Source organism: Carboxylicivirga fragile, assembly GCF_050589805.1.
Classification (GTDB): domain Bacteria; phylum Bacteroidota; class Bacteroidia; order Bacteroidales; family Marinilabiliaceae; genus Carboxylicivirga; species Carboxylicivirga fragile.
Genome location: NZ_JBNGOY010000095.1, coordinates 1 through 6857 on the forward strand (window position 1 = coordinate 1; position 6857 = coordinate 6857).

Annotated in this window: 7 protein-coding genes; 3 read left to right on the forward strand and 4 right to left on the reverse strand. The window is 34.6% G+C overall.

The features are described from left to right. Window positions 1-511: 511 nt before the first annotated feature. On the reverse strand, window positions 512-1492 hold the full coding sequence (locus tag ACRD7B_RS22410) for a hypothetical protein (RefSeq protein ID WP_430826905.1): 981 nt from the start codon (window positions 1490-1492) through the stop codon (window positions 512-514). Window positions 1493-1719: 227 nt separating this feature from the next. Here ACRD7B_RS22410 and ACRD7B_RS22415 point away from each other — a divergent pair, with 227 nt between their 5' ends. The 3 genes from ACRD7B_RS22415 to ACRD7B_RS22425 are packed head-to-tail and all read left to right on the forward strand — an operon-like array spanning window position 1720 to window position 4729. Then, window positions 1720-3339 carry a sensor histidine kinase gene (locus tag ACRD7B_RS22415; RefSeq protein WP_430826906.1) on the forward strand — a complete coding sequence of 540 codons (1620 nt, stop codon included), beginning with the start codon at window positions 1720-1722 and terminating at the stop codon, window positions 3337-3339. Between the two features lie 5 nt (window positions 3340-3344). Then, a complete protein-coding gene (locus ACRD7B_RS22420) occupies window positions 3345-4046 on the forward strand; it encodes a response regulator transcription factor (protein WP_430826907.1) in 702 nt (233 codons plus the stop codon). Window positions 4047-4096: 50 nt separating this feature from the next. Then, window positions 4097-4729, forward strand: coding sequence for a DUF4097 family beta strand repeat-containing protein (locus tag ACRD7B_RS22425; protein WP_430826908.1), 633 nt, complete (start codon window positions 4097-4099; stop codon window positions 4727-4729). 18 nt (window positions 4730-4747) lie between these two features. On the opposite strand, the gene ACRD7B_RS22430 is transcribed toward ACRD7B_RS22425, so the two are convergent. The 3 genes from ACRD7B_RS22430 to ACRD7B_RS22440 form a co-directional block, all read right to left on the reverse strand. Then, window positions 4748-5671: a CPBP family intramembrane glutamic endopeptidase gene (locus ACRD7B_RS22430; RefSeq protein ID WP_430826909.1), complete on the reverse strand. Its 924-nt coding sequence runs from the start codon at window positions 5669-5671 to the stop codon at window positions 4748-4750. Between the two features lie 172 nt (window positions 5672-5843). Further along, window positions 5844-6419 carry an acetate uptake transporter gene (locus tag ACRD7B_RS22435; RefSeq protein WP_430826910.1) on the reverse strand — a complete coding sequence of 192 codons (576 nt, stop codon included), beginning with the start codon at window positions 6417-6419 and terminating at the stop codon, window positions 5844-5846. 115 nt (window positions 6420-6534) lie between these two features. Continuing rightward, window positions 6535-6666: a hypothetical protein gene (locus ACRD7B_RS22440; RefSeq protein WP_430826911.1), complete on the reverse strand. Its 132-nt coding sequence runs from the start codon at window positions 6664-6666 to the stop codon at window positions 6535-6537. Between the last annotated feature and the right edge of the window lie 191 nt (window positions 6667-6857).

Genomic DNA, 6857 nt, shown 5'->3' on the forward strand with positions numbered 1-6857 from the left:
ATACAAGAACTGCTTACAGAATATCAAATCAATCAAGATGTCAAAGAACAACTAAAATTATTTGGTGACTAATTTTAACGCATCAGCAGTATTGGAAAATTATCAGCAATATATAAGAAGAGTTTAAGTTCATCCTCTGCTACACAAATTACTTTCTATTCTATTGCAACCACTTACACCCACTAATCTCACTACTAGTTATAAGAAAGCCTAATAAACCCACTATGCTTATTAAATCATTAATTGGTATTTATTACTAAATAATCACTTGAAGTTATCTAGCATAATGCAGGGCATTTACACATCCTAAAAAACACTCTAATCAATTCACTACCAACTACCCAAGCAAAAGCATTTCCAAATTAGGACACTTATAATTGAATCATTCATTTACCTCAAGCCTTTTCCATTTTTTAGAAACCATAGTAGCCAATAATAAATTAGCAAAAAAAAAGCGTTCGTGCTTATTAATGAAATAAACACGAACGCCCTACTTTTATTAAACCTATACCTATAACACTATTTTACGACCAAACAGTTGATTGTTTTTTGAGAGAATTAAATAGTACGGAGCTTCTTCTTCTTTAACTTCAAACTCCTTCTTTAATTTTTTATCATTGATTGTTTCCTTCTTCATCAAAGGTTCACTATCCTTTTTTAGCACTTCCAGTGTATACGGTCCTTCATCGGGTAATATACACTCAATGTGCACAATAGTTTGATTGATTTCATTCTCAATATGCTTTTCAATCTTCAATTTTAACTCTTCAACTTTAATGGCCTCATTCATTAAGTTTTTGGTTGGAACACCTGCTTTCTTCAGAAAGGCAATATCCTCCATCGGGATGGATTCAATTTTAACATTCGCTCTATGAATATTAGCTTTTGAATGCCAAACGTTCGCCTCACTTCTATCCCCTGTTTTAATGATGTAGGACTCTACGCGCTCTCCTTTTTCATTTCCTTCCTCACAATGACTCTTGGTAATGATCTTAACACGTTTAACATCACCATCAATCTCCTCATCAATATTTATTGTGTGATGTTCGCCATCTTCACTAATAAAAACCATATTGCCAGCTTCCGACATTTGAATCTTCTTAAGCTCATCAAAGGCATGTCCATTTTCCTCCATCACACGTTGCAACTCGATGTGCATTTTTTCCATATCACCATCAAACTCGAAATCAAAATCTAACTCATCAAGCGAATCCAGTTTAAATGCCATCACCTTCATATGCTTATCAATGTCGCCCTTATGAACTTTAATAATACTATCGATATTCACATTAACATCATGCTCATCGATGTGATAAACCATAACATTTTTTGAAATAACTGTATCTGCATCTCCATGCTCGTGATCGCTATGTTCGATAATTTTCACAACCCTCTTCTCCTTTTTCTGCGCATTTAGCGTCAAACCAAATCCTAGCAATGCTATTAAAAGAAACATTCCCAAATTGTTAGTTAGCGTAGTACTTTTTCTCATAGTCTTTAAATTACAAAGTGAATAGATTAACCTTTTTTCTTCAACAAATGTACAAATGCATTGATTCTATTAGGGTTAAGCTCGGGTTAAAAAGAGTTAAGGAAAGGTTAATGTACTACAGCTGCTCAAATGAATATCTTATATTTACAATGTTTTATACCGATATAAGCACTTAGATTGAATTTTCATCAGTCATATGTTTCACAATCGGTACAATTATAATAGTTATGAAGCAAAAATCAATCATAGGCCTAGTATTACTTATGAGTCTAAGCTTGTTGGGAATAATTGCTGCGCAATACCTATGGATAAAACAATCCATTAAAGTACAGCGAGAAAAATTCCATACCTCAGTATACGAATCGTTGGATAACAGTGTATCACGAATTAAAAAGGAGCACCAGGCTCAACAAATATATAATACCTTCTTTTCACGCCCGCGAAAAACGAAACAAGTAATAAGACAAAATTTTAATCCAGATACGCTTATCGCTATTAAGCGTATTAAACCCGATCAAGGCGAACAACATGGCTACTATCACCATCAGGATACTATTATTGAGAAAAATGGGACACGCATAGAAGCTACCGTTGAAATACAAGGAAATAACACAGAACATTCTGTTTGGATAAGTACAGGTGGCCAGGAAATTGATTTAGTTGAATTAGAAGAGCAGATGATTCACGTAGAAGATTCATTGCTTAAAGTTGTAGAACGAATCGATTCAAAGGGCAATGAAATATTGGAGGTATTCAATCAAATGCAATTTGAATTAGAATCGCGTCACAACCCCTTACAGCAACGTTTAGACTTATCCAACATCGAAACTGTAATTACGCATGAATTGGCTCAAAATGGAATAAATACAAAATTTGAATATGCCGTATTTGACCGCATGAATCAGAATTTATTGGACTATCACTCCGAAGCGTTTAATAAAGAAGGTGCCTTAAACCATTCAGCTATTTCCATTAATCTCTTCCCTCGTGATATTTTTCAAGGTATTTCTCCTTACGAGCTGGTCATTTATTTTCCAGATATGGCTACTTACCTCTACAAAACTCAAGGATGGATGTTAGCCATATCAACCATTTTCACCATATTTATTTTATTAACATTTTTCTTAACCCTACGCATGATATTAAACCAAAAGAAAGTCTCGCAAATTAAGACCGATTTTATTAATAACATGACACACGAGTTTAAAACACCCATTGCCACTATTAACCTGGCAACAGACAGCATACTAACCCCCAGCATACTGGGCAATAAAGATCATACGCAAAAATTTCTAAAGATTATTAAGGAAGAAAACACACGTATGAATAGCCACGTTGAACGTGTATTGCAGATGTCACTCATCGAGAAGAAAGATTTTTCAGTTGTGTTAGCGTCAAGGGATGTACATGAACTTATTCATCAGGCAGTTGATAGCATGCAGCTTTTGGTAAATGAAACCAAAGGTGAAATAAAAACTCAATTAAAGGCCGATTTAAATATTTTCCAAGTCGATGAAATACACTTTAATAATGTGATTGTTAATCTTCTGGAGAACGCACTAAAGTATACCAAGTCTTCACCTATGGTTGAAATTAATACCAAGAACTTCAATAATGGTATCAGCATTAGCATAAAAGACAATGGCATTGGCATGTCGCGCGAGCAACAGAATAAAATATTCGATAAGTTCTATAGAGCTGAAGGCGGCAATGTTCATAATGTTAAAGGTTTTGGCTTAGGCCTAAGTTATGTCAAAGCAGTTATCGACGCCCACCAAGGTTCAATTCAAGTTAAAAGCAAGATTAATATTGGTACAGAATTCATCATATATTTACCTTTTAAATAGAAAACATGGCACAGACATATAGAATATTTATGGTAGAGGATGATCGTAATTTTGGTACAGTCATGAAGGCATATCTTGAAATTAATGGATTCCTTGTTGATTGGATAAAAGATGGTTTGCAAGCCTACAAGCGATTTACTGAAAACGATTATGATATCTGCATTTTAGATGTGATGCTACCCAATACGGATGGGTTTAGTATTGCTCGCGAAATCAAAGAAAATTCTCCTGAAACGCCAATCATTTTTCTAACTGCAAAAGTTATGAAAGAAGACGTAATTGAGGGTTATAGCACCGGTGCAGATGACTATATTACTAAACCTTTCGATTCTGAAATACTAATTTGCAAACTTAACGCCATTCTTAATCGCCACATGCGCGATCAGGAGGTTGAAACAAAAGAAGAATATAAAATAAACGAAGCCAGTTTTAATCCTGTTTTAAGGGTAGTTCAATACAAGAATGACGAATATAAACTTTCTCCCAAGGAAGCCAATCTATTGTTACTCTTATGCCAATCGGAAAATAAAGTATTGCCTCGCGAAACCGCTCTAAAACAAGTATGGGGCGAAACGGGTTATTTCACTACCCGAAGCATGGATGTATACATAACCAAACTAAGAAAATACCTAAGAGATGTTCCTGGGGTAGAAATAATCAACATCCACGGTAGCGGTTATCAATTACGAACAACAAATCCCGTGTAACTTTATCTGGCATCAAGGCGTCTTATTCATGTATTTAAAAATCTATAAACATGAGACAACTTATTTTAATAGGCGCATTTACAGTTTTTTCTTTATTTGCAACAGCACAAGAGGCGAAAATTGATGAAACCTTCGAGAATATAACGGAAATAGAAGTGGATGTTATATTTAGCAATGTTAATATCGAAGCAACGGATGGCAATACAGTATCTGTAAAAGGTTTAATCGAATGGTCGAATACTAAACAAGACTTTGAGATTATTACCGAGGTTAGAGGAACAACCTTACACATCGAAGTTGATCACCCTCGAAATGTTAAAGGAAACACCTCTGGCAACTTTGACATTAAGCTTCCTTCATTAACTGATGTAAAAGTTAATACCATTAGTGGAAATGTGAAGTTAAATGGGGTTGGTCAACAATCCATAAAGTTAAACTCCATTTCAGGCAACCTTAATGGTGATAAATTAACCGGAGATGTTAAAGCCACTACCATATCGGGAAATATATACTTGAGCGATATAAAGGGACATGTTAAAACCTCAAGTGTTTCAGGAAACCTTAAATTAAGTGATGTAGACGGTAATTTAAAGGGTTCTTCCGTATCTGGTGATTTCCGCATTGAAAACCTAAAAGGAAATAAAGAAATAAGCACTGTTTCAGGTTCTGTTCGACAAAACTAGAAACAGATTAAAACTCATTTACACACTTGGTCGCTCAATTCGTTTAAACAATGATTGAAGCGACCATTTGTATTTAAAGGCAAAAACGCCAATAAAAACTATCCCAATAAGCCATACTCCCAACAGATCGCTCCATTTCTGCTCATCGGTAAGCGACAGTAATAAGGCATCGGTCTGCAAGGCGCTACTCTCAGTTGTTACAAAAACACTAATAAAAATATTATTAGCAGCATGCGCCCCCATCGCCAATTCAATTCCATCATCCAAAACAGAGACAATGGCAAAAATTAAACCTACTGAAAGGTAATTGGCCATCATTAAAAGAAATCCATGTTTATGTACTTCCGGATTTAATCCGTGTAATAGAGCAAATAATAAGGAAGGAATTATTAAAACCAATATGCGGTTACGGGTTAACACCCCTATGCCCTGAGCTAAATAACCTCTTACAAAAAGTTCTTCATAAAACGTTTGGAAAGGCAGCAATAACAATGACACAACAAGTAAGGGTAAAAGTTTACCCAAGTCGAAACGCACATGATAATCACTAATATTAAGGTAATAATCAACTATAGTAGCAAACGCAATTATAAGACCCCAAAGACAAAAGCCCATTACAATCCTGAACTTTCTTACATAGTAGGTACCGTTTATTAAACTTTTAAAAGATCGACCATGCAGTGGTTTCATTATTAATACCAGAGCAAAAAATGACACAACAAAAGGTAATAGCATCAATGCCAAGCCTAGCGAAGCATTAATACCGTGAGCGTTAAAGTCGATAGCTTTATTATAGTCTATCTCTCCGTCTCCAAATACAGTTAAAATAATTCCAAGAGGAATACCTCCTATTGCTTGAGCAAGCAGAAAGGTAACCAGGAAAACAACTATGTAAGCCCACCATTTATTACTGCCTCGAAAGGCACTCTCAAGATGATTCATTTTTGTGATAATCAATTTAGGTTAATGCACACGCAAATTAGCCATTAATTAAAAGCTTAGTGAAGACAATATCACTTTATTGATAGAGTCGTTATTTAGTTGGATTAACATCAAAAAATAACGCTCGAATGTAATATTCGAGCGTTATTAAATATATTTTAAAAACTAAAACTTAAGCAAGAGGCAAAAGTGGTCGTTTATAAACTTCAATAAAAAGTTGTGCTAATGCAATATATAAAGCAGTTGCACCACAAATAACACCTTCAATACCAGCAATGGTATGAATCAAATGACTACCTGTAAAGTTAGCAATGGCAAGCAGAGCAAACAAAATCACTACGGTTGCAAATAAAAACACCATAGCTTTATTCATTTTCAATGTAGCGATAAATAAACCAAAAGAGTAAATTCCCCATACTGTTAGGTAATAACCCATCGCAACTTTAGATGGTGCATCTCCCATACCGAGTTTAGGTAAAATCATCAGAAACACTAAAGAAATCCAAAATGCTCCATATGAGCTAAATGCCATTGTGCCAAAAAGGTTGTTTTTTTGCCATTCCATAGCACCTACCATAATTTGAATAGCTCCTCCCATTACAACTCCCATAGCTAGAATCATTGTGTCTAATCCAAATAATCCTGCATTGTGTAAGTTTAACAAAATTGTACTTAAGGCAAATCCTGTTAATCCTAACGGTCCTGGGTTGGCCGTTACATCTTTCGCAACAAACGTGTTGTTTTCCATTTTATAAATTAGTTATAAGCAATATTAAAACGGCGCGAAAGTAATCATTATTGGTATTACAAAAGCATGACAAAATCAGTAAAATGGTATTTTAAATAATTTTAACAAACCCTTGCTATTCCTGATGAAGCATAGATTTAAGGTTATCAAATTTGCCATCATTTTCAGATGGATTGATTGTCAAAATATTACATATCAAATTATATACTTCAATATTCTCAAAACCAGCATGAAGATACTTATTCATCACAGAAATATTTCTCAGATTAATTGATTTTAAAAAGAGGATGTCCAAAAAGTAAAAATCACAATTAGGTTACTTTTAATTTGTAATCAAATATCCCCCCTAAATCCCCTGAAGGGGACTTAAGCCTCCACTTTAGGGGAGGTTTGGAGGGGTAAAACGAAAGTAAAATAACAAACTGTAAGTTTGCTTGT